This is a genomic window from Corallococcus praedator (genome assembly GCF_003612125.1).
Taxonomy (GTDB): Bacteria; Myxococcota; Myxococcia; order Myxococcales; family Myxococcaceae; genus Corallococcus; species Corallococcus praedator.
On record NZ_RAWI01000054.1, the window covers coordinates 1 to 16,475 of the forward strand.

The window sequence follows — 16,475 nt, forward strand, 5'->3', positions numbered from 1 at the left end:
GAAGGTGCGGTGGAGACGCTCCGGAAGCTGGAGCGCGCGGGGGCGTCCGAGGCGCAGCGGGTCAGCGCCGCGGAGGTGGCGCTGGAGGTGCTGACGGGCGCGGGGGAGCTGGCCCCGGACAAGTCCCGGAGCAAGGCGGAGGCGTACCTGCGCGACCGGCTGGAGGAGCACGCGGCCACGGCGGGCGTCTTCGAGCACAACGTCCGGCTGCACCCCGAGGACAAGCGCTCCTGGGAGGTGGACTTCCTGAGCCGGCGGCTGCGGCTCGCGGTGGAGGTCGACGGCTACTTCCACTTCCAGGATCCGGAGCGGTTCCGCCGCGACCGGCGCAAGGACCTGGACCTCCAGCGGGCGGGCTACTGGGTGTACCGGCTGCTCGCGACGGACGTGCTGTCCCAGCTGGAGCACATCCTCCACACCCTCGACACGTTGATTGCGGCCCGGAAGCGCGAGCTTGCCGGGCGGGAGCCATGACCATGGACAACACCGACACCCCCGACACCCGACTCCAGGGCCTGGCCCTGGCCTGGCTGGCGACGCGTTCGGAGAAGAAGCCGGGCACGCGCAACGAGCTGGCGAAGACGCTGCATGCCTTCGTGGAGCACCGCTGGAGCCGGGGCGAGTGGACCGAACGGTTCGACGCGCTGCTGGAAGGGCTGCAGGCCGGCAGGCTCGTGGAGAAGCGCTCGCGCACGGCGCTGGCGCTGACGGGCCAGGGCCGGCAGCGGGCGTTGAAGTTCCTGCGGGTGGATTCGCCCAAGGGGCTGACGTGGAAGCGGGTGAAGCAGCAGCACCTGCTGGCGAAGGGCCTGGGCCTGCCGAATTCCAAGTCGGTGCTGGGGCGGCTTGCGAACGCGGACGGCGTGCGGGCGGTGCTGCTCAAGCGCGCGCATCGGGTGGAGGGGCCGGAGACGCCGACGCTGGAGCAGGTGCGGGACCGGCTGCTGTGGCGACAGCTGGGCGTGGAGACGGGGGAGAAGTTCTCGCTGCGCGCGGTGCAGGCGCACCTGCTGGGGCAGTTGCTGGAGCAGGAGGTCAGCGACCCGAAGCGCGGCGTGGAGCAACTGGCCGCGCGCACGGTGGGCGCGTCGCGGGTGGACGCGGAGGTGGTGCGGCTGGCGGCGCTGCGGGAGTGGGTGCTGGCGGCGGGAGCGCAGGAGCCGAAGAAGGAGCCCGCCCTCCCCCAGCCACGCGTGGAATCCCCCCGGGAGGAGCCGAAGGCCCCCCTCGCGACGGATACGGCGGCCTTCGCCCAACGGGTGCTCGACGTCGCGCGGGCATCCCCCACGGGCCGGTTCGGAGACAACAAGGTCTTCATCTCGCATGTCTGGAAGGTCATGCGGCCCGAGTGGGCGGATCGGGAGTCCTTCGATGCCGCATTGCTCGACGCCAATCGACAGCGGCGCCTGTTGCTCAGCCGCGCGGACCTCGTCCAGCACATGAACGCCACGGACGTCGCCGACTCCGAGGTCCAGTCCTACGGCGCCACCTACCACTTCGTCGTCGTCTAGTCAGAGTCCTCCAGGAGCCCCCATGGCCACCGACGCACGTCTTGCCGCGTTCCTCGCAGACGGTCCCGAGATCTTCAGCAGCGTCCAGCAGGGTCAGACGCTCTGGAAGCGAGACCCCTTCGACGTCGAATCCCTCAACGCTCCCGCACGTTCCGCCTTCGAGCGGCTGGTGAAGCGCGCCATCCGCAAGCCCGCTCCGGATTCAGGCAGGCTGCTGTTGCTGCTCGGCGAATCAGGCAGCGGAAAAACGCACCTGGTGCGGGCCTTTCGCAACAGCGTCCACAGCCGGGGCGTGGGCTACGTCGGCTACATGCCGATGACCGTCGATGCGACCCACTACGACCGGCACATCCTGTCCTACTTCATCGACTCCCTGGACAGACCGTATGACTCGGACGCGGGGGAAGACTCCGGACTGATGCGCCTGTCCGACGCGGTGATGGCGCGCTGCATGAGTGCCTTTGCACCGCTCATCCCGGAAGAGCGCATCCTCGAAGACCATGAGCTTCACGACATGATCCGCTCGGTCGCGGATGACCTTCACGCGCTCGATGACTTCCGCCACATCGACGTGCAATTGCTGCGTGCGCTCATCTGCCTTCAACGCCGCGAAGCGCGCTTCCACCACCGGATCCTCCAGTGGTTGCGATGCGAGGACCTCGCTCCGGCGGACCGCACGGTGATTGGCGATCTGGTGCCACGCACCGCGGACGACGACCCCATCCGGATGATGACGCACCTGGGGCGGCTCATGGGCGTGATGAACCAGGCCCTGGTCCTCTGCGTGGACCAGGTGGAGGACATCAGCGACTTCGAACAGAGCCCCCGGATGGAACCCTCCTTCCGCCGGGCGATGAACAGCTTCGCCGCGCTCGCGGCGCAGGTGCCCACGGCCATCGTGGTGGTCTGCTGCCTGGAGGACTTCTGGTCGAAGATGCGCAACCAGCTCAACCTGGCCATGAGGGACCGCATCGAACACGATCCCGAGCCCGTCTCGCTGGAGGTCTCGGTGACGGCGCAGACGGCGCGGGACATCGCGGCACGCCGGCTGAGCGTCCTGTACGCGCAATCAGGCCTCTCCCCCCACCCTTCCGACCCCACCTACCCCATCCCTGCGAAGGGTTTCGAATTGCTCAGCGGCCAGCGGACGCGCGACGTCCTCAATCAATGCCGCCGTTACCGGGAGCGCGCCATCCAGGAAGAGAAGCTCCCCAAGGACTTTCCCCTGCCCATCCCGGGAAAGGGCGGCGGCACGCAGCCGCCACCGGCTGAAGTCAGCCCCATCCAGAAGACGGACCAGGCCTGGATCGACTTCCGGGCCAGGTTCAAGGACGCGATTCCCGAGGAAGACTCGGACGTCGCCGCGCTGCTGGCCTGGGCCATTGAAATGGGCGGAGACGAGCTCGGCGGATCCACGCGCTTCAAGGTCAAGCCGCTGGATGAGGAGTCGCTGAACGTCACGCTCCAGCCCGGCAACACCCAGATGTTCGTGGCGCTTTGCAACCGTTCTCCGAGAGGCGGCGGGCTCGGGCGCCAGATGGCGGATGCCTTGAGGGCCGCCGCGGGCAAGTTGACCGTCCTCGTGCGCACGACGGACTTTCCCGGAACGCTCGGAACGCTGGTCGCGGACCAGACCACGATGTTGATGAAGAAGGGCGGCCGTCGCGCGGTGCTCGGCAACAGCGATCTGCGCGAGCTGGTCGCATTGCGGTCCTTCCAGAAGGAGCACCCCGCACCTGCGTTCATCGAGTGGAGCCGCGCCACGCATCCCATCACGCGACTGAAGGCGATCTCGGATGTGCTCGCGCTGGAGAAGAGCCCTCCTCCGGAGTCCACGCGTCAGCTTCCACCGCAACCCGTCTCCACGGCGGAAGGAACCTCCGCCCCGAGCGTCATGAAGCCTGTCCAGGGAGAGCGCCGTGGAGCCACCGCTGAGAGCGCGCGACGTGTGGACACCCGGCCCGACGAGAAGCCGGCCCATGTGCGTGAGCCCGAATCCTCCAGCGAGGACTCGCGAGCGGAGACCGCGCTGGATGGACATCACCTCACGGCCATCGGCCCGCCCTTGGTCAGCAAGGTGCCTGGCCGCACGAAGACTCCCGTCGAGGTGCCCCAACCGCAAGCCATTCCTCCCAAGCCCGCGAGCGATGCGAAGCCGGGCGCGATGCGGATGGGTATCTCCGAAAGCGTCTTCACCCAGCCTGTCTTCATCCAACCGGACGAGTTGACGAAGCACAGCGCGTTCCTCGGCGGTTCCGGAAGCGGCAAGACGACGCTCGCCTTGAACCTCATCGAGCAACTGCTCCTGCAAGGCATTCCGGCGCTGCTCGTCGACCGCAAGGGAGACCTCGCCGCGTATGCACGGGACGAGGCGTGGGAGGAGGAGCTGAAGGACCCCGTCCTGAACGAGCGTCGCCGCCTGCTGAAGGAGCGGGTGGACGTGGCGCTCTACACCCCGGGACGCTCCGACGGGCGTCCGCTCGCCATTCCCATCGTTCCGCGAGGCTTGGAGGTCCTGCCTCCAGAAGAGCGTGACCAGAGCATCCAGCAAGCCGCGGAGGCCATCGCGAGCATGCTGGAGTACAAGAGCAGCCAGAAGGACAAGGCGGCGAAGGCGCTGTTGGCCCAAGCGTTGAGGATGCTGGTGGAGCGGCCCCTCGGACAGGAGCTCACTCTCGACCTGCTCCAGAAGTTCATCGCGTCCCAGGACATCGCGCTCGTCCAGGAAGTGAGCGGGATGGACCTCAAGGTGTTCCCCAGGCTCGCCCAGGACCTGACGACGCTGAAGCTCAACACGCGCACCCTCTTGTCCAATCAGGGGGAGAAGCTGGACATGGAAGAGCTGCTCGGCCGGGGAAGCGCGAAGGTGCCTGGCCGGACCCGGCTGAGCATCATCAGCACCAAGTTCCTGGGCGGAACGCAAGGCTCGCTCTTCTGGGTGTCGCAGTTGCTCGTGGAGGCCAATCGCTGGGCAAGCCAGCACCCCTCATCCCGACTCCAGGCGGTCCTCCTCTTCGACGAGGCAGACCTGTACCTCCCCGCGATGAGCATGCCCGCCACCAAGCAGCCCATGGAGAACCTGCTGAAGCGCGCCCGTTCGGCGGGCATCGGGGTGATGCTCGCGACGCAGAGCCCGGGAGACCTGGATTACAAATGCAGGGACAACGTGCGCAACTGGTGCGTCGGTCGGGTGAAGGAGGAGACGGCGCTCAAGAAGCTCAAGCCCATGTTCGCGGATGCCCGTGTCGATGCGGCCGCGAAGCTCCCCGCGCAGAAGCAAGGGCAGTTCCACGTCCTGCGAGACGGACAGGTGGAACAGCTCAAGGCGGACCGGAACATCATCAAGACGGACCAACTCTCCGAGGATGAAATCCTCCAGCTTGCACACCGCTCTCGCGAACAGGGGCAATGAAACGACATCGGCGCAGGTTTCGCATTCTCGGATGACCACGGTTTCCCGCTCCGACCTGGCCGGCGATAGGCCTGCAAGGTCGGAGCGGCGAGCGTCGTCAAGGCCTGCTGCTACGCCATACATGCCTGGAGCAACGCCATGCTGGACCTCGCGACCCTGACCACCGACACCTTGCTCTCGGCACGTCTGACCGACGTCGTCGAGACACTGGTCGCCCGCGACAGAGCCACCTTCAGGTCGCGCCTCGCGAGCCTGGACATGCGTTTCACCGATGCACGTGTCGAGGCCCTGCGCGAGGCCCATGGTGTCCTTCCCCCTGGGGAATTCCGCGAGTGGGAGGCCCTCCAACAAGCCCTCCAGGGTAACGAGGAGCCCGAGTCCTATTGGTGTTCCGAAGACCGTTCCCTCCGGCTCGACATCCCCCTCCACGTACCGGATGACCCACAAGCACTCGCAGAATTGCTGCCCTCATATTCCGCAGGACTCATCGCGGGCCTCTTCCTCCTGAGCGAGGACGCTTCGGGTGACCGCATTCTCCTGAGCCTGCTGCCCGGTCCGGGCGATACGCTCATCATCTTCCCGTTCATCCATGAGCGGAGCACGCTGCATCCCGCCCGCACCCTCAAACGTTTCCTTCTCACGGAGTGGCTTTCCGAGGACGAGCCTGATCCAGATGAAGCCCCTGGTCAGGTTGGTGAGTCTCGCTATGAGGAGTTGCTCGACGTGGCCCGAGAACACGATGAGCGGCTCCCAGCTTTCACTCCTGGCAGTCCCGAGAGCCTCATTGCGGCGGACAGTGAGCGGCTCTACCAACGCTCACACTGGCTGACAGGCATCCTCTGGGGACGACCCGGCCCCAGGCTCACGGAGCAACTCGCACGGGCGCCCGGCGCGGCGGATTGGAAACTGGAGCGGCCCTGGCTCTCGCGCCAGCCGCTGCTCGCGAACTACTGGGTGCTGGCCCACTATTTCCTCGGCAATGAGGACGCCTGCCGCACCGTCATCACCGCAGCCCACCAGAGCCCTGCGGCGCTGACTCGCGGAATTGCCCGCTTGGTAGAGGGGTGGCTCAACGCGCCTGGACAGGCGAGGCTTGCCAAGCTCGATGCGACGACTTTGGCGAACCTACGACGTGTGGTGCGCGGCTCGGCTCGAGCCGATCAGCAGATTTCGAACTGAATTCTTCCTTTTCTGTCGCTGACGAGCATGAAGTGCTCCGCCCAGGCGCTATGCGAAGAAGCGCTTCCAGGAGTCCGGGTGGAACCGAAGCACCACCTGTTCCCGAGCCACCGAGGGAACGAACAGGTGGTCCTCCTGCGGACGCAGACCTTTCGAGACAGCGAGTCGCACCAGGGCGAGTCCCTCGACAGAAACATACCCTTCGGTCGCGAGCACCTCTTCAGCCGCCGACTCCTTCTCGCGAAGCTTACGGAACCGCACCTCCCGCGCCTCCATCATCCGCGAGAGGGCTTCATCGAACCGGGCTTCATCCGCCGCCAACAAGGCCTGGCACACCGCCAGCCGCGAGTCCGCGGAGCCTTCGAGGCTCTCCTCATAACGCTCGAGAAGGGCCTTGCCCTCACGCGCGTCCAGCCCCAGGAAGGAGTGGTCCATGAGGAAGCGGACGAAGAGGAAGTCCTCCTCGTACTCTCGATTCCTGTCGCAAGCCCGGGGTGACAGACGCGCCAGTTCCCGTGCGGCCTCGGTGTCCCCACAGGCCACCGCATCGAAGAACGGCTCCGCGCGACTGGTCAGATTCTGTCTCTCGGGCACGGAGCCAGCGAAGTGCACGAACGCGCGTGCGCTCGCATGCAGACATTCGTGCAAGCGTGCAGGGGTGCCAGACATCAGCAGCGAGCCGATGCCCGCGATGCGGAAGTTCTGACAGAGACGGAGCGCCTCCTTCAGGCCCCCTCTCCCGGACATGAAGGCCGGGAGCAGCTCCTCGTTATCGCCCAGCGCGTTGTCGATGAAGACGGGCAAGAACTTCGATGCCAAGGAAGTCACCCTTCCAGTCGCCGGGTTCAGGACTTCGCAGCGGAGACCGTCAACTCCCGCAGCACCACATTGGTGAAGCGCCGCTCCTGGAACGCCTTTGCGAGGGACTCATTCACCATGTAGAGCTGCGGGTCCTGCTGGAGGCGGAAGAGGGCAGGAGCGTCGCGCAGCTTCTCCGGGTCCAACACCAACTTGCGGATGCCGACGATGGCCCCGCTGCGGTGGTACTTGATGTCACTGGCCTTGGTATCCACGCCATCGATACCGCCGAGAGGATTGACGAAGAAATAGTCCTGACTGCGAACACGCCCCCGGTGATCCAGGAGGATGAAGGGCAGAAACTCGAGGGCGGTCTTCGGAGAGTGCTCGGCGATGACAGCCTTCATCGCACTGGAGACGATGAGGTAGTTGAAATTGTTCCCCAACACCGAGGAGAGCTGGATCCCGGTTCGCTCCTCACTTGGCTGGAGTTTCACCTCAGCGGGATAGGAGTCGCTCACGGGCTCACCGGCGGCCAGGCAATATCCGTCCAGCCCCATCACCTCTGGCTCCTGGTCCAGGAACAGCAACTCGGCGTCATTGAGATCGCCCAGGGTTTCCAACTCGAAGAATCTCATGGCATCCCATTGAGAAGGGTATCCAGCGTTCCCGTATAGCCTGGAGTGCTCGCCTCACGTTCCTCTTTCGTCTGCCGCGCGGTGATCTGCGCGTAGAGTTCCTCGGACAGCAGTTCGAGCTGTTCCTTGGCCAGCTCATGGGCCAGCTTCGTGTGCTCCTTGTCCTTGCGGACGTACTTGCGCAGCTCGCCTTCGTAGGAGCGCATGATCTTGTCCAGGCGCTTCGCCACGAAGTCACTGTACGAGCGGTGATCCCGATACAGGAAGGTGATGAGGTGCCGCGGAAGGTTCAGGGCGCCCGCCACCTTCCTGTCCATGGGCAGGATGACCATGTTGAGCTTGTGGTTCAGGTTGTAACCGGCCCTGGCCAGTCCCCGGCGAACGATGAGCGTGGCATTCGGGAACTTCTTCTCAAGCTTGTTGGCGGCACCACGGAGCTGGCTGTTGGTGACGACGTGGTGGCCGTTGTGGATGTACGGAGTCCGGTAATCCCACTTGAAGTTCTTGCTGGTCATCGACTCAGAGACGTCCCAATCTCCCTGCTGAGGCGCTTTGAGCAGGAAGCGGTATCCCTCCGGGAAGATGGGGTAGAAAGTGCCGCTTTTGCTGACGTGGTTCCGCTTCGCGTCCGTGTGGATCGCTTTGCCCCGCGCAAGCTTCTTGTAGGCCGGCCAGTTGTAGAGGTGGGCGTCCTCCAGGGCATGCTTGAAAGCCTGCCAGCGATGGGAGCAGGTCATGGGCTCCCACGCGGCGACATGTCGGTTGAGGCACCTTCCGCCCTCGGTCGTGTTCTTGACGCTGACGTGAATCCTGTGAGCGACGTCCTCTTCATGCTGCTGAGCGGAAGGATCCGACACGGTTCATCCCTTCATCGTGAGGCACATCGCACCAACGTGCCCACGTTCCGAACTGGAGACCACCAGGATGTGCTCACCTCTTGAATAGCCGCGAGCGAGCGCCCTGGCGGCCACGCACACGCCGCCAGCACCGCTGGCCGCGCCCGTATCTCCCAATGAGAGAGCGGGGAGTACTTGGTGGAAACGATCTGCCAACCGACGTTCCATCCTGAGCCGGGCGTAGCCCCACTCGTTCGCCCGCCAGTTCTCGCCATTCAAGTCTGAAACGATACTGCCTGCGAAAGGAACCTTGAGTTCAGCGCCCAGCAGGGCTTCATCCAGAGCCTCCGTCAGCGCAACGCCAGCGTTGGGCTTCTGACTGAAGAAATGGCTCTGCTCAAACCGGACCGCCGAACCGGCGATACCGAAACACATTGAGGGTTGCCGCCGGCGAGCACTCGCGGAGGATTCCAACAGGAAGCCGGCTGCCGCCTCGCCCGGCATCAGGCCACATGGGTTCTCTGGTGTCTTGAGCCGCCGGTACCACGCCAGCCACTCCAGCGTCAGCGGGTCACAATAGGAATCAGCCGCGATGACGAGCACCCGCTCCAGCCCACGCGTCTCCATCCAGCGACGGGCCTCATGGATGGAATGAATTGCCCCTGCGGGTCCTTGGCAGAGGACGTCGACGTTGCGCTCTTCAATGGGCAGACGTAGCGCTTCGAGAAGCGGCTGCAGGTAGGCCAGCTGGACGAGTTCCTTGGAAGCGGGTGCATCACCCGCATCACCACCGAACCGATCATCATTGAGGTACGGCGTTACGACCAGCAACCCCGTCAGGCGCCAGAAAGATGCATGGGTGGCATCTGGAAGCGCACCCTGGTGGAGCAGGTCTGAGACACAGGCCCGGGCAAGCCGGAGCCAACGACCGATGATGGTGAACCCCTCGGTCAGTCCACGCACGGGGTGGCCGGTGATGAACTCCATTTCTTGCGAGGCCTCGTCAAGCACCTCGAAATAGGTGAGCGGCTGGGCGCAGGCAATTCCAGCACGAATGGCCGCACAGGTCGCCACGACACCCCGTCCCACGGACGAGACCATCCCCAAGCTGGTGATGACGATGTCCAACGCGACCTTCCTTCAGCCTGGCAAGGGCGGATTGAGTCGCCTCGCAGTCAACGCCCCAGCGAAGTGTGGGCGCCCCCTGGCGCCATGTCCATGACCTTCCCGGCCACCGACTTCTCGAAGCCCCACCAGCGCGATGCAAGGTGGTTGGAGGTGGCCACGAGGGGATGAGGGTAACCCTCCCCGTGTCAGCAAAATCCACGCCCCGTGAGCGTTCGCCACGTCGACGCGCTATCATGCGCCCTGGAGGAAGTGGCCATGCCCGTCAATACCGGTGTGAACAAGATGTCTGTCGTCACCAAGGACAGCGGCGGTGTCACCATGGCCTTCCCGGACGTCTGCAAGACGCCCAGCCCCGCCGGGCCCGTGCCGATTCCCTACCCCAACGTCGCGCAGTCCTCCGACACCGACAAGGGCACCAAGAAGGTGTCCGTGGCCGGAAACCCCGTCTGCGTGAAGGACTCCAACTTCAAGATGAGCACCGGCGACGAGGCGGGCACCGCCGGCGGTGGCGTGGCGTCCAACAAGACCAAGGGCAAGGCCGAGTTCGTCAACTACTCCTTCGACGTGAAGTTCGAAGGCAAGAACGTGGCGCGCGCACTCGACCTGATGCTCCACAACGACAAGAACACGCCCCCCTTCCCTGTCATGCAGGGGCCTGTCGTGGCCATGGGCGGCAGCGAGGAGAAACCCAAGTGCCTCGTCTGTGATCACGACGTCTAGGCACCGGCGCGCCTGAATCCACACCATGAGCGCTCCCTCCGACAAGAAAGCCCTCGCCCCGGCGATGGAACCCCCGACGCCCATCCTCGGCAGCCGGGGAGGACACCTCTCCGGGCTCGATGCCTCCGGCTCCCTCCTCGTCGACTTCCCGGGCAACACCGCGGGCCCCGTGTGCGCCCGGCTGGCCGTGGCCCTGGACGCCCAGGCGCTCCAGGCGGCCGTGGCCCGGCAGCAGAAGGTCGTCCTCCTCTTCGAGAACGGCGACCCCGGACTGCCCTTCATCATGGGCCTCATCCAGGAGCCCAGCGCGACGCCCCTCCTGGACGCCCTGCTGGAAGCCCCCGAGCCGCCCCGCGCTCCCACCGAAGCCCATGTGGACGGCAAACGCGTGGTCATCGAGGGCCAGGACGAAATCGTCCTCAAGTGTGGCGAGGCCAGCATCACCCTGCGCCGCAACGGCAAGGTCATCGTGAAGGGCACCTACCTGGAGTCTCGCGCCACCGGAACCCACCGCATCAAGGGTGGCTCCGTGGAGATCAACTAGGACCATGACCACCCCCACGGGAGCCCCCCTGCGCTGGGACATCCACGAGACGCACCTCGAGGAGGCGGCGTTCCGGTGGAGCCAGTGGGAGAAGGCGCTCGACGCACCCGACTTCACGTTGGAAGAGGTCGCGGAGCTGGAGGAAGCGGTCGCCGCGCATGTCGACGGACTGGTGCTGGGCGGTGAGCCCGTCGCGACGCGCCTGCTCGTCCCCGCGCTGACCGAAGACCCCGAACGCATCGTCGCGGCGGCCCTGGCGCTGCTCGGTGCCGAGGCCGAATACGGCCCTGCCCTGGTGCTCGCCGCGCTGCCCTCGGCCGAACCTCCCGCGCTCGCGGCCCTCCAACGCGCGCTGGAGTTGTCCCCCGCTTCGAGCATCCCCACGTCCCTGCCGTCGCTCCTGGGAGAGGACACCGTTCCCGAGCGGCTGGCCCTGGTGCTCGACACGCTGGGGGTCCATGGGCTGGCCACGGCCCCGCTGTGCACGCCGTTCCTCACGCACCCGGAGCCGGAGGTCGCCGCCGCGGCGCTTCGCGCGGTCAGCCGGGCCCGGCTTCCCCTGGAGCCGGCGCTGCTCCAGCGAGCGCTGGACTCCCGTGCGCCCGTGTTGCGGGACGCCGCCATCCTCGCGGGCCTGATGGGTGGCCACCGCGCCGCCTGGACGACATGCCAGGCCGTGGCCAACTCCCACCTGCCCGGAGGCCGGCTGCCCCTCCTGTTGCTGGCCATGGGCGGGGAGGAGCGCGACATGAAGCGGCTGCTGGAGCTGCTCTCCGACGAGAAGCTCCGGCCGGACGTGCTGTGGGCGCTCGGGTTCTCCGGCCGCGTCGCCGCCGCCGATGCCTGCGTGGAATTGCTGCGGCACCCACCCGTCTCCGCGCTGGCGGGCGAGGCGTTCAGCGCCATCACCGGCCTGATCATCGCGGAGCAATACGCGGTCGCTCGCGAGGAAGAAGACACGGCGCTTCCTCCCCTGGAGGAAGAGGACCTCGACGCGGACCTCACGTCCAAGCCCGAGGACGCACTGCCGCTGCCCCGACCTCAAGCCATTTCGGAATGGTGGGGTGAGGCACGCCAGCGGATGGATGTGAAACATCGCTACCTCTCGGGGCAGCCCTTCACCCCCCAGGCCCTGCTCGAAGCGCTCACCACCGCGCCCATGCGACGGCGCCATGCGCTGGCGCTGGACCTGGCGCTGCGCAGCCGGGGCGCGGTCCAGGTGCCGACCCGTGCGTTCGTGCCCCAGCAGCTTGCCGCGTGGAAGGCCGCCCGTGCGGCGCCCGGCGCTTCGTGGAGCCGCCCGTTCGCCGAGGCACTCCGGGGTTGATGAACGCCCCGGTGCGTGGCCGGGATCCTGCCCCCAGGTCTGCGGCCAGCGCAGCGCTGCGGCTTCGCGGTCCGGGCTGGCCTCCGGGCGAGGAGTCCACGCCGGCTGCACAGAAGCCCCGGGCCCCATACTTCATCAGGGTGCCTTCCTTGCGGAGGTCCTCATGGAGAAGCGGGCGCGGTGCCCGCCGTCAGCCCGGAGGGTGGCTGGACGGGGGGAGTAGATGGCCTTGCGACCAGGCCAGGAGCAGAACGCGGAGAAAGGCACGGCGGCCCTCACGGACAGGACCCGCCATGCCCTCGACGTCCTGGAGCGCATCTCGGATGCGGTCTTCTCGTTCGACCGCTTCTGGCGCTTCACCTACGTCAACACGCGGGCCGAACGACTGCTGAAGCGCTCGCGCTCCGAACTCATCGGACGCAACGTCTGGGAGGAGTTCCCCCAGGCGCTCGGCTCCGTGTTCGAGCAGGAGTACCGGCGGGCGCTCGCGTCGCAGGCCAACGTCTCCTTCGAGGCGTTCTTCTGGCCGCTCGAGGCCTGGGTGGATGTACGGGCCTACCCCTCCGCGGGGGGCCTCATCGTCTTCTGCCGCGACATCAGCGCGCGCAAGCAGGCGGAGCAGGCGCTGCATGAGTCGGAGCAGTTCCTGCGCGCCACGCTCGACTCGCTGTCCACGCACATCGCCATCCTCGATGGTCGGGGCACCATCCTCGCCGTCAACGCCGCGTGGAAACGCTTCGCTCGGGAGAATGGCTGCGAGGAGGACTCGGCCAACTGCGGCGTGGGCGCGAACTACCTGGGCGTGACGGACGCCGCGAAGGGCGACTTCTCGGAGGAGGCACCGTCCGTCGCCACGGGCATCCGCGACATCATCGCCGGCCGCGCCGCGTCCTTCCTGCAGGAGTACCCGTGCCATGAGCCCGGGGGCCAGCGGCGCTGGTTCCTCGTGCGGGTCACCCGCTTCGCCGGACAGTGTCCCCTGCGCGTGGTGGTGGCCCACGAGGACATCACCGGCCGTCGCGAGGCCGGAGAGGCGCTGCTGCGTCTGGAGCGAGAGGAGGCCGCGCGCGAGGAGGCGGAGGCGGCGCGGGAGCGGATGGACGCGGTGCTCGAGCGCATCGCGGACGGCTTCGCCGCGTTCGACCGGGACGGACGGTTCACCTACGTGAACCGGCACGCGGAGACGCACTTCGGCCGCGGGCGCGAGGCCATGCTGGGCCAGCGTCCGGCGGACGTCCTCTCCGAGTCCCAGGGGGCGGCCATCGAGCACCTGCTGCGCAGGGCGACGGGCGCCGGGGCCCCGGTGGAGGAGGATCAGCCCTCGGCCCGGGTGGACCGGTGGCTGCGCGTCGTCGCGTACCCCGCCCCCGAAGGCCACACCGTCTACTTCCGTGACGTCACCGAACAACGCAGGGCCGAACTGTGGAGCCGCTTCCTCTCCGAGGTGAGCGCCGCCAGCACGTACTCGCTCGACTGGGAGGATGTGTCGCGCGCCGTGGTGAAGCTCACGGTGCCCACGCTCGCGGACGGTTGCGCCATCGCCACGCCGGGCGGGCCCCACGGCGAGGAGCCCACCACCGAGGTCGCCGCGGTGACGCCCGAATTGGAGGAGGCGCTGCGCGCGATGTTCCGACCGGGGTCCACGAGCGCGCTGGGACGGACCGTGGAGCAGGCCCTGCGCACGGAGTCGGTGGTGCGCCTGCCCGGGCCCTCACAGGACAGCCCTCGCGTGGACTCGGCGGTGGCCGTGCCCTTGATGACGCAGGCGCGCCCCCTGGGCGTGCTGGTGCTGGTGTCCACGCGACCGGGCCTGCGCTACGAAACGCAGGACCTGTCGCTGGTGCGCGAGCTGGCGCGGCGGGCGGCCCTGGTGCTCGAGAACGCGAGGCTGTACCGCACCGCGCGACAGGCCGTCACCACGCGGGACGAGACCCTGGGCATCGTCTCGCACGACCTGCGCGCGCCCCTGAACACCATCTCCCTGCTGTGCACCGGCGCGGAGCGGCGCCTGTCCCATGGTGACAGCGGCCCCGCCGTCGGAGAGGCGCTGCGCAAGGTGCGCGCCGTGGTGGGCGACATGGACCGGCTCATCGATGATCTGCTCGAGGTGGCGCGCGTGGAGTCGGGGCAGCCGAAGCTGGACCTGGAGCCGCTGGACGTGCCCACGCTGCTGGCGCAGGTGCAGGGCTTGAACGAGCTGCTGGCGGCGGAAAGGTCCCTGCGCCTGGAGGTCTCCCTCGCACCGGACCTGCCACGGGTGCGCGCGGACCGGGCGCGGGTGCTGCGCGTCTTCCAGAACCTGGTGGGCAACGCCATCAAGTTCACGCCGCCGGGGGGACGCATCCTCCTGAAGGCGGAGCACTGTGAGGGCCGCGTGTGCTTCTGCGTGGAGGACACCGGACCGGGCATCGACGCGCAGGAGCAGGTCCACGTGTTCGACCGCTTCTGGCAGGCCATCCACGCGCACAAGGCGGGTGCCGGGCTGGGGCTCGCCATCGTCAAGGGCGTGGTGGAGGCACACGGCGGCCGCGCCTGGGTGGAGAGCCAGCAGGGCCAGGGCGCCGCGTTCTTCTTCACGCTGCCCGCGCTCACGCAAGCGCCCGAAGTCGCGCAAGCCCCCCGGTAGCCAGAAGCCGCCGGGTTGCGTCCAGGCCCCGGGAGCTCACGCCCGCCGCAGCGTGATGACGGCCAGCTCCGCGGGGGCGCCCAGCCGCACGGGAGGGCCGGTGGTGCCCGCGCCCCGGCTCACGTACAGCCAGGAACGCTCCTGCCGATACAACCCGGCGGTCCACCGCGTGAGGAACCGCGCCAGGGACAGGCGGCGCACGCCCGGAACCCCCAGCTGCCCGCCGTGGGTGTGCCCCGAGAGCGTCAGCTCCACGCCGCGCGCCCTTGCCTGGGGAAACAGGTCGGGGTCATGCGCGAGCAGCACCGTGGGCACACCCTCCGGCCGCGCCGCGAGCGCCCGCGTCAGGTCCGCGCGTGACGTCCAGGTGTCATCGACGCCCGCGACGTAGAGACGGGCCCCGCCCCGCTCCACCACCACGCCCCGGTTGCGCAGCACGCCCAGGCCGTGGCGCTCCAGCTCGCGAACCAGGTGTTCGGCATCCGTGTAGTAGTCGTGGTTGCCCAGGCTGACGAAGGCGCCGTCCTTCGCGCGCAGGCCCCCGAGCGCCCTCGCGATGGCCTCGACATGGGAGGAGCCCTGGGTGATGAGGTCGCCCGTCACGGTCACCAGATCCAGGTCGAGTCCGTTGAGGCGCTTCACCCAGGCGGCCACGCGCGCCTCGGGCACCTGGGGACCGCAGTGCACGTCGGAGAGCTGCCCGATGCGGTAGCCGTCCAGCGCTGGCGCCAGTCCCGCGATGCGCACGGTCCGCCGTCGCAGCCGTGGCCGGGCCAGCGCCGCGTCGGTTCCCACCGCCAGCGCGACCGCCGCCGTCAGCCCCCACGCCGCCGCTTCCGGCAGGCCTGCCCGGATGGCCAACACGGCGGGGAGCATCAGCAGGTCGAACACCAGGCAGGCGGACCACCATCCCAACGCCAGGAAGGTGGACCGCGAGGGCGCGGGGGTGTGCCACGGCGTCGTGAGCCGCTTCAGGTACGGCCAGGAGAGCCCCAGCGCGGCGAGCGCGGGAAGGGGCGTTCGTGTCCGGACGCAGAGCCAGAGCACCGTGGGCAGTTGGACGGCCGTGACGACGACGCCCACGATGAGGCGGAAGTGGCCCTGGAAGCGCGTGGGAAAGGACATCGGCACCGGATGTCTAACCGGTTCACGGACCGCTCCCAGGTGATTTCGGAGGTGTGTTTGACGCAGGAGGGCACGCCACGGCTTCTTGCTTCAAGACCTGCCCACCTGGAGACTCCGGGATTGCTGTCCATCCCACGAGGAAGTCCTCCATGTCCCTGAAGCATGTGTTCGCGGTCGTGACCCTGCTGTCGACATCCGCCTTCGCCGAAGAAGACCTCAAGCCCGCCCAGGAAGAAGCCAAGGCCAAACTGGAGGCAGAGATCGAGGACGCCCTGAAGGCGACCAACGACAAGTGCGGCACCAAGCTCGAAGTGAAGACCGACTTCCAGAACTTCAAGACCGACGATTGGTCGGGCACGAGCTTCAGCTCGTACTGTGAGTCGGTCATCCAGGAAATCGGATCCATGTGTGAACGCCCCGCGTACAAGAAGGCCATCGCCAAGAAGGTGACCGGCGTGGCGTGCCTGTTCGGCGGCGTGAAGCCCGCCGAGAAGAAGGACGGCTCCAACGACGCGACGCTGCGCAACATGTCGATCGACAAGGGCGTGTTCACGTACCACATGTCCTCCAAGGACCACGCGAACCTCGGCGACAACACCAAGGCCACGCTCGAGAAGGCGTTCAACTGAGC

The 16,475-nt window shown here is 67.4% G+C and carries 14 protein-coding genes; 9 read left to right on the forward strand and 5 right to left on the reverse strand.

Going from position 1 to position 16,475, the window contains the following annotated elements; translation table 11 throughout:
- From D7Y13_RS09905 to D7Y13_RS09920, 4 genes are all read left to right on the forward strand, one after another.
- Window positions 1-474: endonuclease domain-containing protein (locus D7Y13_RS09905; RefSeq protein WP_120630669.1), on the forward strand; the 474-nt coding region annotated here is incomplete at its 5' end.
- A gap of 2 nt (window positions 475-476) precedes the next feature.
- Complete coding sequence (locus tag D7Y13_RS09910; protein WP_120534419.1) at window positions 477-1,511, forward strand: hypothetical protein; 1,035 nt, start codon at window positions 477-479, stop codon at window positions 1,509-1,511.
- 22 nt (window positions 1,512-1,533) lie between these two features.
- Window positions 1,534-4,923, forward strand: a complete 3,390-nt coding sequence (locus D7Y13_RS09915) for an ATP-binding protein (RefSeq protein WP_120583759.1) — start codon at window positions 1,534-1,536, stop codon at window positions 4,921-4,923.
- A gap of 138 nt (window positions 4,924-5,061) precedes the next feature.
- Window positions 5,062-6,102: a hypothetical protein gene (locus tag D7Y13_RS09920; RefSeq protein ID WP_120583758.1), complete on the forward strand. Its 1,041-nt coding sequence runs from the start codon at window positions 5,062-5,064 to the stop codon at window positions 6,100-6,102.
- A 48-nt stretch (window positions 6,103-6,150) separates the two neighbouring features.
- Here the strand turns inward: D7Y13_RS09920 and D7Y13_RS09925 are convergent, their stop codons facing one another.
- From D7Y13_RS09925 to D7Y13_RS09940, 4 genes are read right to left on the reverse strand one after another with little or no spacing between them, the layout of a single operon-like run.
- Window positions 6,151-6,921: an immunity 49 family protein gene (locus tag D7Y13_RS09925; RefSeq protein WP_120534414.1), complete on the reverse strand. Its 771-nt coding sequence runs from the start codon at window positions 6,919-6,921 to the stop codon at window positions 6,151-6,153.
- A 26-nt stretch (window positions 6,922-6,947) separates the two neighbouring features.
- Window positions 6,948-7,538, reverse strand: coding sequence for an imm11 family protein (locus D7Y13_RS09930; RefSeq protein WP_120534413.1), 591 nt, complete (start codon window positions 7,536-7,538; stop codon window positions 6,948-6,950).
- Window positions 7,535-8,395 carry an AHH domain-containing protein gene (locus D7Y13_RS09935; protein WP_120583757.1) on the reverse strand — a complete coding sequence of 287 codons (861 nt, stop codon included), beginning with the start codon at window positions 8,393-8,395 and terminating at the stop codon, window positions 7,535-7,537. Before D7Y13_RS09935 ends, D7Y13_RS09930 begins: the two co-directional genes overlap by 4 nt.
- 3 nt (window positions 8,396-8,398) lie before the next feature.
- Entirely contained in the window at window positions 8,399-9,502 is a 1,104-nt protein-coding gene (locus D7Y13_RS09940; RefSeq protein WP_120534411.1) for a hypothetical protein, read from the reverse strand.
- Window positions 9,503-9,757: 255 nt separating this feature from the next.
- Between D7Y13_RS09940 and D7Y13_RS09945 the strand changes: the two genes are divergently transcribed.
- The 4 genes from D7Y13_RS09945 to D7Y13_RS09960 all read left to right on the forward strand — a co-directional run bounded on the left by D7Y13_RS09945 (window position 9,758) and on the right by D7Y13_RS09960 (window position 14,719).
- Complete coding sequence (locus tag D7Y13_RS09945) at window positions 9,758-10,222, forward strand: DUF4150 domain-containing protein (RefSeq protein WP_120583756.1); 465 nt, start codon at window positions 9,758-9,760, stop codon at window positions 10,220-10,222.
- Window positions 10,223-10,247: 25 nt separating this feature from the next.
- Window positions 10,248-10,766, forward strand: coding sequence for a DUF6484 domain-containing protein (locus D7Y13_RS09950; RefSeq protein ID WP_120583755.1), 519 nt, complete (start codon window positions 10,248-10,250; stop codon window positions 10,764-10,766).
- A gap of 4 nt (window positions 10,767-10,770) precedes the next feature.
- A complete protein-coding gene (locus D7Y13_RS09955; RefSeq protein WP_120534408.1) occupies window positions 10,771-12,093 on the forward strand; it encodes a TIGR02270 family protein in 1,323 nt (440 codons plus the stop codon).
- Between the two features lie 223 nt (window positions 12,094-12,316).
- Window positions 12,317-14,719: a PAS domain-containing sensor histidine kinase gene (locus D7Y13_RS09960; protein WP_120583754.1), complete on the forward strand. Its 2,403-nt coding sequence runs from the start codon at window positions 12,317-12,319 to the stop codon at window positions 14,717-14,719.
- 36 nt (window positions 14,720-14,755) lie between these two features.
- On the opposite strand, the gene D7Y13_RS09965 is transcribed toward D7Y13_RS09960, so the two are convergent.
- Complete coding sequence (locus D7Y13_RS09965; RefSeq protein WP_120534406.1) at window positions 14,756-15,844, reverse strand: metallophosphoesterase; 1,089 nt, start codon at window positions 15,842-15,844, stop codon at window positions 14,756-14,758.
- Window positions 15,845-15,993: 149 nt separating this feature from the next.
- Here D7Y13_RS09965 and D7Y13_RS09970 point away from each other — a divergent pair, with 149 nt between their 5' ends.
- A complete protein-coding gene (locus D7Y13_RS09970) occupies window positions 15,994-16,473 on the forward strand; it encodes a hypothetical protein (RefSeq protein ID WP_120583753.1) in 480 nt (159 codons plus the stop codon).
- Window positions 16,474-16,475 lie beyond the last annotated feature (2 nt).

What these genes read in the sequence shown, in the direction of transcription:
- D7Y13_RS09955 (WP_120534408.1), top strand. Translation starts at nt 10,771, where the DNA reads ATGACCACCCCCACGGGAGCCCCCCTGCGCTGGGACATCCACGAGACG.
- D7Y13_RS09910 (WP_120534419.1), top strand. Translation starts at nt 477, where the DNA reads ATGGACAACACCGACACCCCCGACACCCGACTCCAGGGCCTGGCCCTG.
- D7Y13_RS09970 (WP_120583753.1), top strand. Translation starts at nt 15,994, where the DNA reads ATGTCCCTGAAGCATGTGTTCGCGGTCGTGACCCTGCTGTCGACATCC.
- D7Y13_RS09920 (WP_120583758.1), top strand. Translation starts at nt 5,062, where the DNA reads ATGCTGGACCTCGCGACCCTGACCACCGACACCTTGCTCTCGGCACGT.
- D7Y13_RS09950 (WP_120583755.1), top strand. Translation starts at nt 10,248, where the DNA reads ATGAGCGCTCCCTCCGACAAGAAAGCCCTCGCCCCGGCGATGGAACCC.
- D7Y13_RS09930 (WP_120534413.1), bottom strand. Translation starts at nt 7,538, where the DNA reads ATGAGATTCTTCGAGTTGGAAACCCTGGGCGATCTCAATGACGCCGAG.
- D7Y13_RS09915 (WP_120583759.1), top strand. Translation starts at nt 1,534, where the DNA reads ATGGCCACCGACGCACGTCTTGCCGCGTTCCTCGCAGACGGTCCCGAG.
- D7Y13_RS09965 (WP_120534406.1), bottom strand. Translation starts at nt 15,844, where the DNA reads ATGTCCTTTCCCACGCGCTTCCAGGGCCACTTCCGCCTCATCGTGGGC.
- D7Y13_RS09945 (WP_120583756.1), top strand. Translation starts at nt 9,758, where the DNA reads ATGCCCGTCAATACCGGTGTGAACAAGATGTCTGTCGTCACCAAGGAC.
- D7Y13_RS09960 (WP_120583754.1), top strand. Translation starts at nt 12,317, where the DNA reads ATGGCCTTGCGACCAGGCCAGGAGCAGAACGCGGAGAAAGGCACGGCG.